Annotated in this window: 16 protein-coding genes; 2 read left to right on the top strand and 14 right to left on the bottom strand. The window is 50.9% G+C overall.

Annotated features, from left to right (window positions below; genetic code table 11):
• Positions 1-17 precede the first annotated feature (17 nt).
• The 7 genes from HMPREF3016_RS09625 to hrcA form a co-directional block, all read right to left on the bottom strand.
• A complete protein-coding gene (locus tag HMPREF3016_RS09625; protein WP_070741878.1) occupies positions 18-1,139 on the bottom strand; it encodes a GTPase Era in 1,122 nt (373 codons plus the stop codon).
• Between the two features lie 53 nt (positions 1,140-1,192).
• Entirely contained in the window at positions 1,193-2,545 is a 1,353-nt protein-coding gene (locus HMPREF3016_RS09620) for a hemolysin family protein (protein WP_070741875.1), read from the bottom strand.
• Positions 2,546-2,553: 8 nt separating this feature from the next.
• Positions 2,554-3,075: an rRNA maturation RNase YbeY gene (gene ybeY / locus HMPREF3016_RS09615; protein ID WP_070741872.1), complete on the bottom strand. Its 522-nt coding sequence runs from the start codon at positions 3,073-3,075 to the stop codon at positions 2,554-2,556.
• Positions 3,075-4,190 (bottom strand): PhoH family protein, encoded by a 1,116-nt coding sequence (locus tag HMPREF3016_RS09610; protein ID WP_070523943.1) that lies wholly within the window; start codon positions 4,188-4,190, stop codon positions 3,075-3,077. The genes ybeY and HMPREF3016_RS09610 overlap by 1 nt, the downstream gene beginning before the upstream one ends.
• A 46-nt stretch (positions 4,191-4,236) precedes the next feature.
• Positions 4,237-5,004: a 16S rRNA (uracil(1498)-N(3))-methyltransferase gene (locus tag HMPREF3016_RS09605; protein ID WP_004004696.1), complete on the bottom strand. Its 768-nt coding sequence runs from the start codon at positions 5,002-5,004 to the stop codon at positions 4,237-4,239.
• A gap of 84 nt (positions 5,005-5,088) precedes the next feature.
• A complete protein-coding gene (gene dnaJ, locus HMPREF3016_RS09600) occupies positions 5,089-6,225 on the bottom strand; it encodes a molecular chaperone DnaJ (RefSeq protein WP_070741869.1) in 1,137 nt (378 codons plus the stop codon).
• A 97-nt stretch (positions 6,226-6,322) separates the two neighbouring features.
• The gene (gene hrcA / locus HMPREF3016_RS09595) at positions 6,323-7,423 is read right to left on the bottom strand and encodes a heat-inducible transcriptional repressor HrcA (protein ID WP_070450291.1); all 1,101 of its coding nucleotides are present in this window, start codon (positions 7,421-7,423) and stop codon (positions 6,323-6,325) included.
• 230 nt (positions 7,424-7,653) lie between these two features.
• Here hrcA and HMPREF3016_RS09590 point away from each other — a divergent pair, with 230 nt between their 5' ends.
• Both HMPREF3016_RS09590 and HMPREF3016_RS09585 read left to right on the top strand, forming a co-directional pair.
• Complete coding sequence (locus tag HMPREF3016_RS09590; RefSeq protein ID WP_246822648.1) at positions 7,654-8,505, top strand: DUF3097 family protein; 852 nt, start codon at positions 7,654-7,656, stop codon at positions 8,503-8,505.
• 226 nt (positions 8,506-8,731) lie between these two features.
• On the top strand, positions 8,732-9,139 hold the full coding sequence (locus tag HMPREF3016_RS09585; protein ID WP_004004700.1) for a DUF4870 domain-containing protein: 408 nt from the start codon (positions 8,732-8,734) through the stop codon (positions 9,137-9,139).
• A gap of 318 nt (positions 9,140-9,457) precedes the next feature.
• Here HMPREF3016_RS09585 and hemW read toward each other — a convergent pair whose 3' ends face one another.
• The 7 genes from hemW to HMPREF3016_RS09550 all read right to left on the bottom strand — a co-directional run bounded on the left by hemW (position 9,458) and on the right by HMPREF3016_RS09550 (position 18,053).
• Entirely contained in the window at positions 9,458-10,729 is a 1,272-nt protein-coding gene (gene hemW, locus HMPREF3016_RS09580) for a radical SAM family heme chaperone HemW (RefSeq protein WP_048752135.1), read from the bottom strand.
• Positions 10,730-10,839: 110 nt separating this feature from the next.
• The gene (lepA, locus tag HMPREF3016_RS09575) at positions 10,840-12,699 is read right to left on the bottom strand and encodes a translation elongation factor 4 (RefSeq protein WP_070450296.1); all 1,860 of its coding nucleotides are present in this window, start codon (positions 12,697-12,699) and stop codon (positions 10,840-10,842) included.
• 178 nt (positions 12,700-12,877) lie between these two features.
• The gene (rpsT, locus tag HMPREF3016_RS09570; protein WP_004004703.1) at positions 12,878-13,141 is read right to left on the bottom strand and encodes a 30S ribosomal protein S20; all 264 of its coding nucleotides are present in this window, start codon (positions 13,139-13,141) and stop codon (positions 12,878-12,880) included.
• Positions 13,142-13,356: 215 nt separating this feature from the next.
• Entirely contained in the window at positions 13,357-13,953 is a 597-nt protein-coding gene (locus HMPREF3016_RS09565; RefSeq protein ID WP_048752282.1) for a type II toxin-antitoxin system PemK/MazF family toxin, read from the bottom strand.
• A 66-nt stretch (positions 13,954-14,019) separates the two neighbouring features.
• Complete coding sequence (holA, locus tag HMPREF3016_RS09560; RefSeq protein WP_070450299.1) at positions 14,020-15,048, bottom strand: DNA polymerase III subunit delta; 1,029 nt, start codon at positions 15,046-15,048, stop codon at positions 14,020-14,022.
• Positions 15,045-16,772 carry a ComEC/Rec2 family competence protein gene (locus HMPREF3016_RS09555; protein ID WP_246822649.1) on the bottom strand — a complete coding sequence of 576 codons (1,728 nt, stop codon included), beginning with the start codon at positions 16,770-16,772 and terminating at the stop codon, positions 15,045-15,047. The genes holA and HMPREF3016_RS09555 overlap by 4 nt, the downstream gene beginning before the upstream one ends.
• A gap of 39 nt (positions 16,773-16,811) precedes the next feature.
• Entirely contained in the window at positions 16,812-18,053 is a 1,242-nt protein-coding gene (locus tag HMPREF3016_RS09550; protein ID WP_070450301.1) for a ComEA family DNA-binding protein, read from the bottom strand.
• Between the last annotated feature and the right edge of the window lie 170 nt (positions 18,054-18,223).

The following is an 18,223-nucleotide window of genomic DNA, read 5'->3' as shown; positions in this document are numbered from 1 at the left end:
CTATGTATCAGGACCGCTTAAAAACCTAGACGATTCAGCGCTCGGGGATCAGATTGCCACTCTTTAGCTACCTTGACATGAATATTGAGGTATACACGAGTGCCTAGCATAGCCTCAATCTGCTCACGCGCTTGTGTACCAATCTTCCGAAGATGAGAACCACCCTTGCCGATAATAATGTACTTTTGCGATTCGCGTTCCACAAACAGGTTAACATGTACATCCAGCAAGGGGTTATCTTTTGAACGGCCTTCTCGAAAGTTCATTTCCTCAACGGTAACGGCAATAGAATGAGGCAGTTCTTCACGCGCGCCTTCTAAGGCGGCCTCACGCACAAATTCTGCGATCATGGTAGCTTCAGGTTCGTCTGTAAGTTCACCCTCAGGATAGAGTGGAGGTGAAACCGGCATGTAACTTGCTAAAACGTCAGCAACGGCATCGACTTGAAAGTGCTGTACCGCTGAAACCGGGATAATATCAGCCCAACCACCCTGACCGTCATGGACTGTGGGCTCATAATTTTTACCAGTTCGTCGTTGAGCTGCGGGACCTGAACCTTTGGCAAAAGGTATAATATTTTTATTGTCTTTCTTGCTACGCGATACACGATTCTCACGATGCGTAGCCCGGCGGGCTCGATCAGCGCGTTCTGCGCTCATTACCTCTTCGCCAAGAGCCTGCACCGCTATAAGCTGTTCAGAAAGCTGATCGTTACCGACAGTATCAGATTTTGTGACTATTGCCACGACAGGTTTATTACTTGAAGCCACCAACTGAGAAGCAATATAACGGTCACCGGGACCAATTTTCTCGTTTGCTGGGATGCAAAACCCCAGGACATCCACTTGAGAAAGAGTGCCCGCAACAAGATCATTAAGTCGCTCCCCCAAAAGGGTACGAGGGCGGTGAATACCTGGAGTATCAATAAGGATCAGCTGATAATCGTCTCGATGCACAATACCGCGAATCGTGTGGCGTGTTGTTTGGGGGCGACTTGATGTAATCGCCACCTTCTGCCCTACCAAAGCATTCGTAAGGGTTGATTTTCCAGCGTTGGGACGCCCCACTAAAGATACAAACCCTGCACGATAATGCTCAGGGAAAGCAGGCTGAGCAGAGCCGCCACGTTCGATATCCATGATTCCTCGTTTCTGATGAAATACTAAGCGTATAAAAATTAGTTGAATGTTTGCTAAGAAGAAGATGAATCTAGCGGCGTGTTGAAGCCTGTGCCCTCCGGTGAGTTTGATTCTTCGCCTAAGTGAGGCTGCGATTCTTGACGGTACACTCGTAACATATCGACTTGATGGCGCCGCCCGCTGCTACCAATGGCACGAATGGTAATACCCTCAACCGTAACTTCAGATCCCACGATAGGTACTTTCCCTAGGTGCTTCGCTAACAAACCGCCTACGGTATCTACATCTTCGTCGTCAAGGTCAATCCCAAAAATTTCTCCAAGATCTTCAACGCTTAGGCGCGCCGAAACTTTGAAGCTTCCATCTTCCTGAAGGGAATACTCAGGTTTCTCGTTGTCATATTCGTCCGAAATATCGCCAACGAGCTCTTCGATAAGATCCTCAAGCGTGACCATACCGGCGGTACCGCCATACTCATCAACAACGACGGCAACGTGCGTTGATTCCCGTTGCATTTGTCGCAAAAGATCCATAACTTTCTTCGATTCAGGCTCAAAACGTGCCTCACGCATAAGAGAGATAATGCTAGGCTCTGGCGCATCACCGCGGCTATGGGCAAGATGAGCCTGCATGCAGTCCTTGAGATATAGGATGCCAAGCACATCGTCGTTTGATTCCCCAATCACCGGCATACGCGAATATCCCGAACGCAGAAAAAGGCTAAGCGCGTTCTCGATACTCTCATTAGCCTCAACAGTCAACATATCTGTGCGCGGCACCATAATAGAGCGGATGCGCGTATCATCAAGCTCGAAAACCGACTGAACAATCTGTGCCTCATCATCTTCAATAGTCTCAGCATCAGAGGCACGGTCCAGGAACTCGCGAAGCTCATCTTCGGCAAAAACACCGGCAGGACCATCTAAAACACGCTGTGGTGCTGCCTTATGTACAAGTGCATCAAGAAAAGACGACAACCACCCGAGAGTAATCGCGGTGAAATGCACAGGAGCAGCAAGACCTTTTAACATCACAACCGCGCGGTTACGGCCTAAAGCCCGGGCCAACACCGTAAGCAGCGGATATCCCACTAACGCGACACATGCCAGAGTAATAAGCCCAGCCAGCCAGTGATGCTCGACTATGCTAAGGATAGCGACCATAAAGGCAAGAGTAGCCACCCCGGTTGTAAGAACCCGCGCCAGCCGCAAGGGATGCGTATACCGCTCGTCATTTCCGGTACTTGCTTCGGTCAAAACCCGCGCAAAAACACTATGTGGGTGTTCTTGCGCGACTTCCTCTGCCTCAGTGCGTGGTAAATAGACAAAGGCGGTTTCCACAACAGTGATTGTAAACGCTAAAACCGTTGCGATTAGAGCAAGGATAAAGAGTAATAGCCCGGCCATAAATACCCCTAATGTCGAGTCTCGACGGGGGCAGCGCGTCCCAAGAAGCCTTCAAGCAAAGAGCGTTGAAGCCCAAACATTTCAGCTTCTTCCTGTGCAGTCCCATGATCATACCCCAAACAATGGAGAATCCCATGCGTTGTCAGCAGACATAGCTCATCAAGCGTGGAATGCCCGGCATCAGCACCCTGACGAGCCGCAACCGACGGGCAGAGCACAATATCGCCCAGCATACCCTGGGCAAGCTCATCTTCAGTGCCGGGAACAAGCTCATCCATTGGAAAGCTCATGACATCGGTTGCCCCAGGTAAGTCCATCCATTCCAGATGAATCTTCTCCATCTGCTTCTCCCCAACAACGGCGATAGAGAGATAAGTATCTTTGCTTATGAAAAGCTTCGCGAAGATGTAATCCACCAGATTGCTGAGAACTTCGATATCTACTGACGCAAAAGCATCATGAACAAGCTGAGTCGTGACGTTACCAGGCTTCTCATTAGGGTCCTCAACATGAAAATCAAGTACAGCCACTAGCGTTGTCCGCCCTTCTGCTGTGATTGGTTCTCCCCAGACTCACCACCGTTAATTCCGGCTCGATCCAAAAGTTTCTCAGCCGCAGCTTCAATCGTGGCGCGCTTAACTTTACGATTACGTTTACGTTCCATAGCCTTTTGATCTTCGCCCCACTGATCGTACGCGGAGACAATGTTAGACACTAGACTATGGCGCACGACATCAGAGGAATCCAGGGTGCTAAAAACAATGTCATCAACTCCGGTCAAAATATTACGCACCTGTTTAAGCCCCGAAGCTTGGCCACCCGGCAAATCAACCTGTGTAATATCGCCGGTAATTACCATCTTGGAGCCAAAACCTAAACGAGTCAGGAACATCTTCATCTGTTCAGCCGTCGTGTTCTGTGCTTCATCAAGGATGACGAAAGCGTCATTCAATGTACGCCCGCGCATATATGCGAGGGGTGCAACCTCAATTGTTCCTGCCTCCATAAGCTTAGGGATAGCCTCCGGTTCAAGCATGTCGTGTAGAGCATCATAGAGAGGACGCAAATAAGGGTCAATCTTATCGTTGAGAGTTCCCGGTAAAAAGCCTAGACGCTCGCCTGCTTCTACTGCGGGGCGAGTTAAGACAATTCGGTTAACCTCGCGGCTTTGTAGGGCTTGCACTGCTTTTGCCATAGCCAAATATGTTTTACCGGTACCAGCGGGACCAATGCCGAAGACAACAGTATTTGCGTCAATAGCATCCACATATTTTTTCTGGTTTACCGTCTTCGGGCGAATCGTCGTACCGCGTGTTGAAAGAATACTCGCTGAGAGCGTATGCGCCGGATTTGAAAGTTCATCACCGAGCATACCCATCAGACGATGGATAACTTGTACTGTAATCTGTGTACCGTGACTAGCGAATACACGGAGTTCATTGAGAAGCTTCGCAACCGTGGTAACAGATACGGACGGACCGGAAATAAGAAGATCAAGATCCTTGGGACGAATTGAAATATTGTCGAAATAGTCCTCAACAATAGTGAGATGCGCGTCTTGAGGGCCAAGAACCGCTATCATCTCTGCGGCGCTTTTGAAAGATACGGTACGTGCCGTTGAGAGGGGTCGTGAGGTAGTCGTCAAAAGTAAGCTCCTTGGCTTGTTGGTTCTTAAATAAGTGTAACGTTACTTACCAGCGTCCCAACACTACGTTGATAGTGCACAGTGCTGCGGCACCAGCAGTGGAGGCTCGCAGAATTTCAGTTCCTAACAGTGCCTTGTGCGCACCCGCCCGCGTGAAAAGTTCGATTTCCCGTTCGGTGATGCCTCCTTCAGGTCCTACAAGAATATAAATTCTGGTGGGATTATCAGGGCTGTACCCAATCTTTCGCAGATATTCGCTTAAGGGTTCAGTGGCCTGTTCATGCAGAATATAGACATACGCTCCCTGATCCGTGAGCTCGCGTATGTGTTCTGCGAGTTCCTGCGAAGAATACAGCTCTTCCACGGTAGGAATGAGCGCTCGACGCGATTGCTTAGCGGCGGCAGAGACAGTATTTTGCCACTTTTGGTGAGCTTTAGTAGCGCGTTCCCCTTTCCACCGCACGATAGAGCGATCGGCACTCCACGGGATAACGCTCCGAATTCCAAGTTCGGTGCCGGTCTCAATTGCCAATATGTCTCGGTTATCTTTGGCGAGTGCCTGCACAAGGGAAACTGAGAGGCTGTTATCATCCTTATCTAGGTTTTGGACTGTAACTTCAAGTCCTTTAGAGGAAATCGCTGAAACAATACCATGGATACGATGCCCTTGGCCGTCTGCAAGGTCAAGGTTCTCCCCTATAGCTAAGCGTTTCACCTTGGCGTGATGCGCTTCCGGGCCAGTTAGAGTAAATGTACTCCCTGCCGTGCAGCTGGCTAGCTCTTTGGCGGTAATGTAGAAAATGGGGGCGCTCATAAGATCCTTGATAAAGCTGTATCCGAAGTGTTTCATCTTACCGTACTAGGATTTTCAGAACACTTCGGATACAAAGAATGTTGTCTATTTAAATTGGTCTTTGAGTCGCGAAAAAAGACCATGTTTTTGTTTGACGTGGGTGCCTTCGTGCAAGTCTTCTCCACGAATTTCAGCGAATTTTTGGAGCAACTCACGTTGTTCGGAGTTTACATTGGTCGGTGTTGTGACCTGAATACGTACCTGTAGGTCTCCGCGTTTATCGGAGTGAAGGCGGGTAACACCTAAGCCGTTCAAAGTTACGATGTCGCCGCTTTGTGCGCCTTCAGGGATGGTGATCTCTTGAACCCCATCGAAGGTTTCTAAGGGTACGGTGGTTCCTAAAACGGCTGCGACCATAGGAATATTCACCGTTGTGGTGAGATTATCACCATCGCGAACAAAGTATTTATCGCGCTTAACGTTGAGATCAATATAAAGATCGCCATTGGGACCACCATTGAGTCCAGCTTCGCCTTTACCTCGCAGACGTATGCGGGCTCCGTCATTAACACCGGCGGGAACGGTGAAGGTCAGCGGGAGTTTTTCGCCCACACGGCCCTGTCCGTGGCATTCTGGGCAGCGGTGTTTGATGACGGTGCCATATCCCTGACAGCTGGGGCACTCTACCTGCTGCATGACGGTTCCTAGGATGGATTGAACACGGCGCTGCATGAATCCCTGGCCATGACAGGTCTCACAGGTTTCGGGGTGGGTTCCGGGAGCGGTTCCTTTACCTTCACAGGATTTACAAGTGACGGCCGTGTTAAGCTCTACAGTCTTTTCGACGCCAAAAACTGCGTCTTTAAGGGATATCGAGACGTTGATAAGTGCGTCTTGTCCCTGGCGTACGCGGGATGCGGGACCGCTTTGTCCACCGCCTCCGGTAAACATATCGAAGAGGTCTTGGAACCCGAAACTTCCTGAGCCAAAGCCGCCGAACCCTCCTGCGCCTCCAGGGAATCCTGCACGACCCTGTTCATCGCCGGTAGCGTCGTAATTACGACGTTTCTCGTTATCTGAGAGTACTTCGTAGGCGAGGGTTACACGTTTGAATTCCTCAGCTGCCTCTTCGGATGGGTTAACGTCGGGGTGCAGTTGACGCGCCTTTTTACGGTACGCTTTTTTGATCTCTTCGGGGCTTGCATCCTTCGAGACTCCAAGAGTTGAGTAGTGATCGCTCACGTGTTTCTTCTATCCTTTTCGTACCGGAGTGCTCCGGATATGGTGTCAATATAAAATCGGTAAGTTTACGGGGTTCTGAGGAATTACTCGCACGATGTCATGATGCTCGTGTGCCTAAGACATGACCTAGATAGCGAGCTACCGCGTTCACCGCCGCAATGTTACCACGGTAATCCATGCGGACTGGACCCACCACGCCAAGTTTTGCCGTATGCTTCCCCAAGGCGCCTTCATTATCTGGTAAATGTTGTTTGCCGTATGAAACTACAACGGGTGAATCGTATTCACCAGTGACAATAGAAGCTCCTTGAAGCGCTTGCTCCGTATTCTCGTGACCGATCCTTACACTGTACCCGGCTTCTTGAACCGATGCGTGAGACAGCACGCGAAGCAGCGTAACTTGTTCTTCGAGCGCATCCAAAATGGGAGCTATGCTCGCCGAGAAGTCGTCGTGACTTCGTGCTAGGTTTGAGGTGCCAGAGATCGCGAAGCGAATATCTCGTTCAAAATAAGGTTGTGCTCGCAGATGATCCACGATAGCTTCGGTAAGCTCCGGAGAACGACCTCGCAACGCTGGATGATGCGCTTCTGGCAGCAATGCACTTATGTTTTCGAAGGGTAAACCCTGAAGCATTTTAAGCAGGTTTTCTTTAATCGCTGCAAGAGCTGACACAGTTTCATCATGCGATAAGGCTGTAGTCTCCGGCAATATCACGGTAACCCGGTGGATTGTGCCAAGATCACTGATAAGCAATGCTAAAAGCGTGCGTGAATCTAGGGGTACGAACTCAAGATGCAAGAGAGTTCCAGCGTTACGTGTTGGGTACTGGATAAGTGCTACCTGATGCGTGAGATGCGCAAGTGTTCGGGTGGCGGCTTCAATCATGTCTTCTACGCTGTGTGCGCTTTCAAGAATTTGCCGTAACGCCGAAACTTGGGTTGCAGAGAGAGCACGCGGCGCGGTTAGAGCATCGACGAAGAACCTGTATCCCTGTTCTGTAGGAATACGCCCAGCGCTGGCGTGCGGTGCGCTCAAAAGTCCCTGTTCTTCTAAAGCTGCCATATCATTGCGTATCGTGGCACTGGATACTTGAAGATGGTGGCGCTGTGCCAGCGTCTTTGAACCTATGGGTTCGCCTGTGCGCACGTAGTCTTCAACGATTGCCTGCAGTATGCGCATGCGGCGTTCGTGTGACATGGTACTCCTTGCGACCCTATCGGTGGTTAACAATCTGGAAAAGCATAATCTGGCACTCTTGTTGAGAGAGTGCTAAAAACTACTTTTATCATAGCCGGGTAACCCCTAACGGTACTAGTCTTTCGCCAGAAGCGAGTTATCAATACTTTAGAATTGGATGGGTTCTGCCAGAAGCTAACCTGCGGAAACCAGGCAATATCCGTGGTGCCGTTGTACGAAGGATGCAAGATATGAGTGAACGATACGCTTGGGGTGCACAAGATCTATCACGTGCCTCAATAAATAACAGGCCTGCTTCTCCTCGTCGGGTCGAGCTAAAACGCGGGATGGTCCTTGAGGATCTTAACGGGTGGGTTGGCGAAGTAGTGCGTGCCGAACGTATCGGTGGAGAAATATTTTTCGGGCTTGAAGACGCTCACGGACGGGTCAAAAATTTTCCTTTAGGAATCGGGTACTTTCTTGAGGGCGAACCGGTTGAGATTGTTGCCCCAACACCACGAAAGACCTCAGGGCGCAAAATTTCTCGTTCTGGTTCGGTAGCAGTTGAAAACGCTCCAGCACGGGTGGCGCGCGCATCCAGAATCTGGGTTGAGGGGCTTCATGATGCGGAACTCGTCGAGAAAGTGTGGGGCCATGATCTGCGGGTTGAAGGTATTGTGGTCGAGCCCCTTCATGGTGTTGATGATTTAGCAACTGCCGTTGAAGAGTTCTCCCCCGGTCCAGAGCGACGACTTGGAATTCTTGTGGATCATCTTCTGAAAGGCACCAAGGAAGAACGTGTTGTGGCGGAGGCTTTAGCTGTTCCCGGCGCTGCTGGAAATATTAAGATTGTGGGGCACCCTTTCATTGATATTTGGCAGGCCGTCAAGCCGCAGGTTCTCGGAATTCCGGCATGGCCGCAGGTGCCTCGAGGTGAGGACTGGAAGAAAGGAATTCTACGTCGGTTGGGACAGCCACATCAAAACCAGGAAGACGTGGCAAACGCCTGGAAACGTATTCTTTCCCGAGTTGACTCTTATTCTGATCTTGATCCTACGCTGCTAGGACCTGTTGAGTCGCTCATTGATTTTCTGACTGAATAAGGTAATGTGAGTAGCTCAGGTTGTCTATGCCGCGCCTCTGGCAAGGCGTTCGGTAAAACACGTTACAATAAATAAGGATTTTAGGTTGTACAGGTGCACCAACTGAGGCATGTGTACGGCAGAGCAAAATAGACGAGTAATAATCAGGATTTCTGTGGTTCAAGATACTCGCCCGGAGGGGCATAAACGAAACATTACACCTTTGCCTGTGTCGCAGGACCGGAGCATGGCGACTTTTGCTCACTTTAGCGGCATCATCGGGTTTTTGCCTGCCGCTGCTATCTACTATTTGTATCGTGACCGCGCCCCCTTCACTGAGCAAGAGTCACGTGAAGCCATGAACTTTACGCTTCTGCCTTCAATCATGATTCTTGTTCTTCTCATTTTGAGCTTCGTGCCCGGCATGGCAAGCCTCATGATGTTCTTTACTGCTATTCTGTGGCTTTATATGGCGATCAGTTCCGTAATTGCGGGCATCTACGCCGCTCAAGGAGAACCTCATAGGTACAAGCTCAACCTGCGTATCCTTGACCTTTTCCTCAAGCCTGCTGAAGACTTCAAAGAAAAGAAGAAGCAGCACCGAGAAGAAATGGAAGGGCAACAGCAACAACAGGCAGCCGAGCGCCGCGTATAAACAGACTTATACATCGTATAAGGCAAGGCATCCAGGGTCACTATTTCGATATGGAATATGTGGCCCTTTATTTTTACGCGCATATTACATACCACATAAAACACCTGTTAACGATTGAAGGCCCCTGATACACAAGGGACCTTCAACCGTATTCACTCAACTTCAGCAAAGACGACAACACGCTGTAACATATACCGTCCTGCCAATATAAACTCTACCTTAGTTTCAACCTAATGTCTAGTAATTCAATTATTTTATCCTGAAAGTTAAGGCAATTATATTTTTGGGGTAAGTATTCTCGCATATTTTACGAGACATTTATTTTATATCTGGAAGTAATTCTCGAGTAACAGCATCACCTAAAAGTCGCCCCTGCAGTGTGAGTTTTACCGAAGCATCAGGGTTGGGCGCACCAGTATTTGTAAAAATGTCGGGTTCAATGAGACCTTGCGAGAGCAACCACCGTAAAGAAGACCCCAGGTCAGCGGCAGGATGCACGGCTAGAAGCTCGTGCATAGGCAGCCCCTCACGTACTCGAATCAACAGCATAATCGTCTCAAAAGAACGAGAATCTGAGTCTAAAATCTCTCGCGCTGCGGCCGGCGACTGCCCAGCTCGAACGCGATGCGCATAGGGAACGGGATGTTTAATATTCCACCACCGGGTACCGTTTATATGTGAATGTGCTCCCGGTCCTATTCCCCACCAGTCTTGATTACGCCAATACGCCATATTATGGTCACTTCGAGTATGCTCAGACCGAGAATAATTCGAGACCTCATACCACCGATATCCGGCTTGCATGAGAAGATCTTCTGCACGCAAATACATATCTGCCATGAGGTCATCATCAGGCATTGTATATTCACCGCGCCGAATTTGTGCGGCAAGTTTAGTACCGTCTTCAACAATCAAAGAATATGCAGAAATGTGGTCTGGCTGATAAGAAATCGCCGCTTGCACACTTTGCTCCCACTGCTCCAGCGTTTCTGACGGAGAGCCATAAATTAAATCTATCGATACTTGAAGACCAATATCTCGCGCCCACGCCACAACTTTAGGAACATTTTCGGGCGTATGGGTACGGTCAAGAACTTTCAAAACCTCGGGCACAACAGATTGCATACCAAAAGAAACACGCGTAAATCCGCCGTCTTTTAACGTCTGCAGATCCTCATAGGTGACAGAGTCAGGATTAGCCTCGGTGGTGACCTCAGCACCATCTTCGATACCGAAAATATCAATTGCAGTTCTCAGGATGCGCACCAAATCATACGCAGGGAGTTTCGTGGGCGTACCCCCGCCGAAGAATACCGTATGCAACGGCCGCTTTACCACCCCGGATGCTTCAAGAGCGCGAGCGGCAAAGAAAATCTCAGCTGTAGCATCGTCCGCATACGTACCCAGCCCTATCCCGTCACCAAAATCTTCGGTGGCATAAGTGTTGAAATCACAATACCCACATCGCACTGAGCAGAACGGAATATGTACATAGAGGCTAAAATCACGGTTTTGGCACCCGTGCGCACACGAGGCTGGGATGCGTCCATCACGCGGCGCGGGCGCGCCAACCGGTTGCGCGGGTGCCATACGATGCCTCCTTCATGAGAATCTAGCCGAGTGCATGTGCGTAAAAATGATGGGTAGAGACGCTCTTTTCTTGGAGTCAGGTCTCTACCCGCAAGAAAGACGGTAAAGATTTACTTCTTTTTGTCTTTCTTCTCTTTCTCTTCGCCCGAAGATAGGGCGGCGATGAATGCCTCTTGCGGTACCTCGACGCGGCCGACCATCTTCATGCGCTTCTTGCCTTCCTTCTGCTTTTCCAGCAGCTTGCGCTTACGCGAAATATCGCCACCGTAGCATTTTGACAGCACGTCCTTGCGCATAGCGCGGATATTCTCGCGGGCAATGATGCGAGAACCAATAGCAGCCTGAATAGGAACCTCAAATTGCTGACGAGGTATTAGCTCACGGAGTTTACTCGTCATCATCAAACCGTACGAATAGGCCTTGTCGCGATGGGTAATAGCCGAGAAAGCATCCACTTTCTCACCCTGAAGCAGGATATCGACCTTCACCAGGTCAGCCTCTTCCTCACCATCGAACTTCCAGTCCAAGGATGCATACCCACGAGTACGGGACTTGAGCTGATCGAAGAAATCAAAGACAATCTCGGCCAGCGGCAGGCGGTACCGCATCTCAACGCGATCCTCAGATAGGTAGTCCATGCCGCCCATTTGCCCGCGGCGCGACTGGCACAACTCCATGATCGCCCCAATATAGTCGCTGGGGGCAATAATCGTACATGCCACCATCGGTTCACGAATGGTTGCGACCTTACCCTCGGGGAACTCGCTTGGATTAGTCACGCGCTTTGCATTACCCGATTCGTCCACAACATCGTAGATAACGTTGGGGGCGGTCGAAATAAGGTCGAGATTGAACTCGCGTTCCAAGCGTTCGCGCACGATTTCAAGGTGCAGCAGGCCTAAGAAGCCACACCGGAAACCAAACCCGAGTGCTGCAGAAGTTTCGGGTTCGTAGACAAGCGCAGCATCGTTGAGCTTGAGCTTGTCTAGGGCATCTCGCAACGCCGGATAATCTGAACCATCAATAGGAAATAGCCCAGAGAACACCATAGGTTTCGGGTCTTCATAGCCGCCTAGGGATTCTGCAGCAGGTTTGACGGCAGAGGTTACGGTATCGCCCACGCGGGACTGCCGAACGTCCTTCACGCCAGTGATCAAATAGCCCACTTCACCTACGCTCAGCCCTTTGGAGGGAATGGGGTCGGGTGAAATTACCCCAATCTCAAGCAGATCGTGTTCTGCTCCGGTAGACATCATCTTGATTTTCTGGCGCGGTTCAAGTTTTCCATCTACGACACGCACATAGGTGACCACTCCGCGGTAGGAATCGTACACCGAGTCAAAAATCATGGCGCGGGCAGGCGCATTCGCTTGGCCAACGGGCGCGGGTATACCTTCGACAATACGATCCAGTAGAGCTTCTACACCCTCACCGGTTTTACCCGAAACCCGCAGAACCTCCTCAGGTTCGCAACCAATAAGGTTTGCCAGCTCCTCAGCATATTTATCGGGCATAGCGGCGGGCAAGTCGATCTTATTCAGGACGGGAATAATCGTAAGATCGTTCTCCATCGCTAAGTAAAGGTTGGCGAGAGTTTGGGCTTCAATCCCCTGTGCTGCATCAACAAGAAGCAGAGCGCCTTCGCATGCGGCAAGTGAGCGAGAGACTTCATAGGTGAAGTCAACGTGTCCCGGAGTATCAATCATATTGAGTGCATAGGAAGTACCGTCGATCTCCCATGGCATACGTACTGCCTGGGATTTAATGGTGATGCCTCGTTCACGCTCAATATCCATGCGGTCAAGGTATTGTGCCTTCATATCGCGCGGCGCGACAACGCCAGTTGCCTGAAGCATACGGTCAGCGAGCGTGGATTTTCCGTGATCGATATGTGCAATAATGCAGAAGTTGCGAATAATCGCGGGGTCGGTAGCCGCCGGTATTGGCGGATTTTTCGACAGAGGAGCCACTCGCATATTCCTTTCATGGAGGTTCATCAGGCAGCTGGCACAATTATCTTTTATTTTCCCATAATGCACGCTGGAAGCGCGAACCGGCACGGCTGGCGGGCACAAAGAATTCCCCGCCGGGAGAGAACCGACGGGGAAACCTTATCACTTCGCAATGCGCCTCATACAGAGGCTGACATTAGGAAAGTTTGTTAACCAGATGCGCTAGACCGGACTTCTTGTTAGCAGCGTTCTTCTTGTGCAGAACACCCTTAGAAACAGCCTTATCCAGCTTGCGGCTCACAAAACGCAGTGCCTCTTCGGCAGCTTCCTTGTTCTGTGCCTCAACAGCTTCCTTAACCCGGCGGGTTGCGGTCTTCAGCTCAGATTTAATAGCGTTGTTACGCAGACGAGCCTTCTCGTTGGTGAGGATGCGCTTTTTCTGGGACTTGATATTAGCCACGATTAAACTTTCTGTTTGTCTTATTGGTCGGTGAGGGCTATGCTGACCGATCATCGACTGAGCGGCGTGGGGATGCCTATGGCAACCGGCCAGCAGTGCCTGATGACCACCAGACACTCAACCACAAATCATAGCAGATAAGTGCCTGTAAGAATACCTTTTATTTCAAGGATGATATATGATTTTCGCGCTTTTGAGATAGGTACAATCTCGGACTAACGGCGGTTGTAGGCTTGTTCGATAAGGCGGAAAGTCTCGTGAGGCATAATTGCCCCTTCACGGCGCATGTTCTCAGGACGCACCCGTAGGACGCGATTGAGTTTGACCTCGGAAGCCCGACCCTGGGAATCCCAAGAGCCTGAACCAATATCTAGATAATTAGAATCTGCATGATCGCGGTTGTTGTGGTCTTTGCTGGTCATCATGAAGGCAAGCAGGTATTCCCCGTCACGCCCTACAAGGATGACCGGGCGGTCTTTCCCCTGAGTATGGTCTTCTTCGTAAGGAACCCAAGTCCACACGATCTCACCAGGATCTGGATCGCCGTCCAATGAGGGAGAATACTCAAAGTCAATAGACCCGCGATAGTCTCCTGGATAGTCTGAGCCCTGTCCCTGCGAACTCTGCTGTTGAGAGGGCGCAGACTTAGAAGCACCGGGGCCTGGTTTCGGCGCATTTGATGTCTGAGGTTGTTCAGAATCGTGGTTGGTCTGTGCTTGCGACTGTTGTGCATTATCGCGCAGAGCATCTTCTGCTGCTTTCCGAAGCGAAGGCAAAACGGCGAAGAATGCTTTTTTCAGTGTTTGTAGCATGGAGTCCATTATGCCTTATGACGCAAATCTTTCCCTAGCTCATATATGAGCAAAATAAAAATGCATTTATGAGCGGTTATGAGGCAACGCAATGGCAAGTACCGCGCGTTCAACCGCATATACTGGGTCTAGTCCCTCCCCCTTGAGCTGTGCGTCGGCATCAGCAAGTAGCTGCACGATACGGGCGATCTGTTCCCCGGTGAAACGCCTTCCGTCGCGTTGTGCCTGTTCAACCTGCCACGGAGCCATACCTACCTCACGGGCAAGTTCCTGGGCACTGGCACGCACATGATGCACGCGGGCAATATTGCGAATACGCATGGCAAGTGCCCCCAACAGAGGGATAGGTTCTGTTCCCGTTGCTAAAGCATGTCGTAAAAGCCTAAGCGCTTCTGCTGCGTTTCCCGTAACGGCGGCGTCTCCCACCCGAAAAGCAGTAACTTCGGTTCGCCCGCCATAGTAACGGTTCACGATCTCTTCGGTAATATTTCCCGCAATATCTGCTTGAAGTTGAGCACAGGCAGAGGCAAGTTCGGCGGTGTCGTTGGTAGCGGCTACGAGTAGGCGGAGGGCCCCGGGATCGATAGTGCGTTTAGCCTCTCGGAATTCACTGGTGACAAATTCCGTTTTTTCGCGCTCGGCTTTGAGCGGTTTACAGGGAATAAGAACGTGGTTTTTACGTATGGCATCAATGAGTTTTTTGCCGCGATTGCCGCCAGAATGCTGCATAATGAGCATAATGTCGGATTCTGGGGCAGCAATGTAGCTGAGAACATCGTTAAGGAAGTCTTCACTCATGGTGGCGACGTTGTCAGCATCTATTATTTTGGCAGTCCCGAAGAGCGACGGGCTCGCGAGGAGAGTGAGTTCCCCCGCAGTGTAGGTGGAAGCGTTGATGGTGACTAGGTCTGCATTTGGATAGGTGCTATAAAAAGCGGTGCGCAGACGTTCACGTGCTCGTGAAGCGAAATACTCTTCGGAACCGTGGAGCATGATGACCGGTGCGGGATCTACGGTGCGCCATGCGTTATCAAGCGTTTTATTAGCGCGTTGGCCGCGGTAGTTGCCGCGTGATGAGCTTCCCCTGGGAGTCACGGTACCTCATTGCTCGTTCGGTGTGTTGCTGTTTCTATCATACCGAAGTGTCTTTGACCGATTTGGTGCGTTGGTGATTGACGGCGCGTGCTGGTTGCATGCTGAGTACCGGGTATACGTACATAATCGAGGTGAAGCTCGCGCTTGTAAATACGGTAATCCCAGAGCCATATCAGCAGGCTACCCGCAAAGACAGTAACTCCAGCAAAAGCTACAGATGCCAGAGTAACATCTACATCGAGTGGATTTGCGGGTGCGTGTGCAAAATATTTCGCTATGTATTCGATGCCCTGTACCGGTATTCTACCGAGAATAAGAGCAATATCCGTGATGGCCGTGAAGTTGATGCTGTAGCTCAGGAACGCGGCAAGACCAGCAAACATGGTGATCGCGGTTAGTGGAGCGGCGAGCATATTTGCGGGAATGGTATAGAGCGGTATTTTGCCGCTGATACCTAAAATAACAGGGGTACACCAGAGCGAGGCGCTGGCGGAAGCTGCTATAAGTTCGGCGAGGGTGTGCGGTAGGACGCGCATCAAGAGACGCGTGAGTGAGGGTCCGAGCGCTATCAGCGATGCCGTAGCCACGGTGGAGAGCATAAAGCCGAGGTCACCGGCGAGTTTCGGCGCAGCGATGAGGCAGAACACGATAGTGGTGGCGAGCGCGCTAAGAGTATTTCTCCCGGTGCCGCGGAGCATCGCCAAAGCTCCTAGTGACCCCATGAGAATAGAGCGGATTACGGATCCCTCAAAAGTGAGAATCGTGGAGTAGAGAACGACGGCGGTAATACCCATTCCGATCATAAGGCGGCGTGGAACGCGCACGAGAATTCCAAAACGGTAGCCAGCCATGAAAATGATGGCGATATTTGCTCCAGAGACTGCGGTAAGGTGACTGAGCCCGCTAAGCTTATAGTTTTCCTTACTGGTGTTGGGCATTGCGGAGTCATCGCCATAGGCGGTACCTAGAAGTAACGCCGTGGTTTCGGCATCGAGGTGTCGGCGGGCATAATCGCGCATCCTAGTGTTTAGGGCGCGTGTGTGCTCAAGATTTTGGTTCGGTTGAGGGAATATGCTTGCACCTTTGAGGAATGCGGTGGTGCCTTTATTTTCAAGGGTTCCGAGCGCGTTAACCCGGGTTCCGGGGTTAAGCTGCTGTTTTTGTGTGTTGCTGTAAATACGAATATCTTCATGAATTGGTGCTCGAAGACTACGGTATTGAGCCGTGTCGGTGCTGAGAATGATCATATTCGTATGCGAGTCAAGAGGGCGTATTTCCCTGATGACTCCGGTTATACGTAACGAGGTTCCTTCAGCATCTCTTAGGGTCGTGCGGCTGGAATCCGTTCCGGTCAGCATGAGCAGGACAGCTTGCAGAGTCACCAAGAGCATAATGAACATGAACTGCCCGAGGATAGGACAAAGAATATGGGCGATTTTGCGTCCATAGAAGGTATTAAGCGTTATGGTGATTATTCCAAGCAGGCTAATAGCCACTAAAACGCAGTATTTATAGGGCTGAAAAGTACCGTGATACATGGCGGCCAGCGTGAAAATCCAGAGTACGACCGCCGAGACTATAAGCCGTATATCAAGGTGAATAATGGCACTAACAGCGCGAAACCATTCGTGGTTATGGTCGCGGCGATAGCGCATCCACTCGGTACGGGCGAAATTTCGGGTGAGATATGGTTTGAGCTTAGGCGGAATGTGCAGAAAACTCATGATGCGGCTCATTACCTATATTGTTTGACGCTAACGGATTTAGACTGTGACGAGCGGGCGCAACGAACTCATGAGAGAGGGACCGATGCCAGGTACTGCATCCAGCTCATCAACACTTTTGAAGCCTCCGTGAGCATCACGCCAAGAAATAATGCGGGCGGCTAGAGAAGGACCAATGCGCGGCAAAGTCTGCAGCTGCTCAGCAGTCGCAGTATTCAGGTTGATAGGAGAACCCGGTGCGCCCTGCTGCCCAGTGCCCGCAGAAGATTTCGGTGCCGCAGGATTTTGCGCGGCTCCCGGAGAACCGTTGGGTGAAGCACTGTTTCCTCCGGCTGGTGCGGCAAGTACCGGTGCAGCGGTCTCCCCTGTCTTAGGGATATAAAGCTGTGTGCCGTCGCTAAGGCTGCCCGCGAGGTTTACCCGGTTGAGGTCGGCATCCGGGGTTGCGCCTCCTGCGGCTTCAAGGGCATCAATGGCGCGGGCATCAGCAGGGAGCGTTTGCACGCCAGGAGTTTTGACTGCTCCAGCTATATGCACTCGAATAGTGCCATTCTTATTCGGAATTTTATTCTGCGCAGATGAATCCGAAGGGGTGGCACTCGGAATTACGGATGAGCTAGCCCCTGGCGCCGCCACCTGGGCGCTACTGGTAGACTCTTCGTTTGCTTGCGGAGTGGGTGTAAATCCTAGCAACCCCCAGAGAATAATTCCTAGAACGCCCAAGGCTAAAACGAAGACGGCATAGGGCGGAACCTTCCACCGAAAAGCACGGGTTTTCGCTGGTGTTTCCCATTCGTCCCATTCATCCTGAATGAGCTCTTCGGGCATATTCTCACGCTGTGCAATAACGTGAGTAGTGCGCTCGCCGCGCTGTTCATTGGCAGGGTTGTGCGCAGGTTTTACCGCGGAGATCTGCTGCTGTGTGCCCTCGTAGTAGCTTTCCGCCAAATCGTCTGGTTCGGTGCTATGAGTGGCGCGTTGTCTAGCTCGTCTTAAAAGCTGTTCAGATGCCGACTCATGCTGCTCATACACGGTTTGTTCGTAAGAATCTGAGTAGAGTCTTCGAGGGCTCTTCCCCACCGAGGCAGAAGAAGCAGACCCTTCCGCAAAATCATCATGCGGCATAAGGCGTTCTGTGGGCTCGTCATCCCAGATCCCATAGGGGCTTTGCTTCTCTGTCTGAGCTTCCTGTGCTGGTACCGACGTCTCAGCTCTTTCGGGTAGCGTCTGCATAGAAGAGCTTAGTGGGTGAAATGCTTGGTGGGCGTTATCGCGGGTCATAGTGCAAGCCTAGCCGCGTGCTTATGCCCCTGCCGGGCGGTTCCTATATTCTGTGGATAACTATCCGAGCGGGACATAAAAACCGGCTATCCACAGGGATTGCGCCAATTTTTGCGGGTGAATCGGGTAATTTTAGCGGCTACACAAAGAAAAATGACATTCTCACATCG

Source organism: Rothia sp. HMSC065D02 (genome assembly GCF_001815285.1).
GTDB lineage: Bacteria > Actinomycetota > Actinomycetes > Actinomycetales > Micrococcaceae > Rothia > Rothia dentocariosa.
This window is presented reverse-complemented; position numbering and strand designations above follow the sequence as displayed.

Coding starts and splice junctions, on each gene's coding strand:
- HMPREF3016_RS09625 (WP_070741878.1), bottom strand. CDS start 1,139: ATGGATATCGAACGTGGCGGCTCTGCTCAGCCTGCTTTCCCTGAGCAT.
- HMPREF3016_RS09620 (WP_070741875.1), bottom strand. CDS start 2,545: ATGGCCGGGCTATTACTCTTTATCCTTGCTCTAATCGCAACGGTTTTA.
- HMPREF3016_RS09605 (WP_004004696.1), bottom strand. CDS start 5,004: ATGAGCGCCCCCATTTTCTACATTACCGCCAAAGAGCTAGCCAGCTGC.
- hrcA (WP_070450291.1), bottom strand. CDS start 7,423: ATGTCACACGAACGCCGCATGCGCATACTGCAGGCAATCGTTGAAGAC.
- HMPREF3016_RS09590 (WP_246822648.1), top strand. CDS start 7,654: ATGAGTGAACGATACGCTTGGGGTGCACAAGATCTATCACGTGCCTCA.
- HMPREF3016_RS09585 (WP_004004700.1), top strand. CDS start 8,732: ATGGCGACTTTTGCTCACTTTAGCGGCATCATCGGGTTTTTGCCTGCC.
- hemW (WP_048752135.1), bottom strand. CDS start 10,729: ATGGCACCCGCGCAACCGGTTGGCGCGCCCGCGCCGCGTGATGGACGC.
- HMPREF3016_RS09565 (WP_048752282.1), bottom strand. CDS start 13,953: ATGCTACAAACACTGAAAAAAGCATTCTTCGCCGTTTTGCCTTCGCTT.
- HMPREF3016_RS09555 (WP_246822649.1), bottom strand. CDS start 16,772: ATGAGTTTTCTGCACATTCCGCCTAAGCTCAAACCATATCTCACCCGA.
- HMPREF3016_RS09550 (WP_070450301.1), bottom strand. CDS start 18,053: ATGACCCGCGATAACGCCCACCAAGCATTTCACCCACTAAGCTCTTCT.